The 1,386-nt window shown below is 62.7% G+C and carries 1 protein-coding gene; it reads right to left on the bottom strand.

Annotated elements, in window-relative coordinates; all coding sequences use genetic code 11:
• Window positions 1-73 precede the first annotated feature (73 nt).
• On the bottom strand, window positions 74-1,333 hold the full coding sequence (locus AC1RWI_RS37955; RefSeq protein ID WP_492870878.1) for an IS256 family transposase: 1,260 nt from the start codon (window positions 1,331-1,333) through the stop codon (window positions 74-76).
• Between the last annotated feature and the right edge of the window lie 53 nt (window positions 1,334-1,386).

The raw sequence follows: 1,386 nt of genomic DNA on the forward strand, positions 1-1,386 counted from the left end.
GGGCCTGTCAGTTCTTTTGTGTGGAGGGCAGGTAATGGCTCATCGGCAATTGGACCGGTGAGCCGACATTATCTCAGCGATGGGGCTGGGTGAAGCGGTCTTCGTACAGGATCGCAAACTGGTTCATGGCTGCCTTCCAGTCATGGGTTGAGCTGCCCCACTTGCCGGTGATGTTGCGCAGCGCCAGCCATAGCAGCTTGGTTGCCGCCTCGTCGCTCGGGAAGTGACCCCGCGTCTTGATGATCTTGCGCAATTGGGCGTTGATGCTCTCAATGGCGTTGGTCGTGTAGAGGATCTTGCGGATCGCCGGCGGGAACGTAAAGAACGGAATCACCTGATCCCAGGCGCGACGCCAGGAGGCGGCGATCGGCGTGTACTGCCGGCCCCATTCCCCTTGCTCGAAGGCCTCCAGTTCGGCCAGCGCAGCTTCCACCGTTGGGGCCGTGTACACGGGCTTGAGCGCGGCCGCCACGGCCCGGCGCTCCTTCCAGCTGACGTACCCCAGGCTGTTGCGGATCAGATGCACGATGCAGGTCTGCAGGGTCGTCTGCGGGAACACCGCATTCAGGGCCTGCTCCATCCCTTTGAGGCCATCGGTCACCGCAATCAGGATGTCCTGCGTACCGCGCGTCTTCAGGTCGTTGAACACCTTCATCCAGAACTTGGCGCCTTCGGTGTTCTCGATCCACAGGCCCAGAATGTCGCGCGTGCCGTCAGGCAACACACCCAGGGCCAGGTAGACTGCCTTGTTGCGCACCACCCCGTCTTCGCGCATCTTGACGCGCAGCGCGTCGAAGAACACCACCGGGTACATCACTTCCAGCGGGCGCGCCTGCCACGCCGTCACCTCGTCCATGACCGCATCGGTCACCGAGCTGATGAACTCGGGCGAGACCTCGGTGCCGTACTGTTCGGCCAGAAACGCCTGGATCTCGCGCACGGTCATGCCACGGGCGTACATGGCGATGATCTTGTCATCGAAGCCGGTGAAGCGCCGCTCGTGCTTGGGGATCAGGATCGGCTCGAAGCTGCCGTCGCGGTCGCGTGGGATGTCTACCCGTAGCGGCCCGTCCTTGGTCAACACCGTCTTGGCGCTCTTGCCATTGCGCTGATTGGCCGTGCCAGCCGGGCGCCCCGCGCCCGGTGCATAGCCCAGATGATGGCCAAGCTCAGCGCCCAGGGCCCGCTCGATCAGGGCCTTCTTGAACGCCATCGAGGCCTCCTCGACGGCTTCCGCGGTCATGGGACCCTTTACCAAATGGGCGATCAGGTCCTCTGGAATGCTCGGCAGCTCACGGGCTGCGGCAATGCTCGTCTTGGTCTTGCGTGGCATACATGCTCCTTGGTGACATGTTATGCCCTAAACACAAAATCTCTGACAGGCCC

The organism is Cupriavidus sp. MPR-AND1C, assembly GCF_058809705.1.

What these genes read in the sequence shown, in the direction of transcription:
- AC1RWI_RS37955 (WP_492870878.1), bottom strand. Translation starts at nt 1,333, where the DNA reads ATGCCACGCAAGACCAAGACGAGCATTGCCGCAGCCCGTGAGCTGCCG.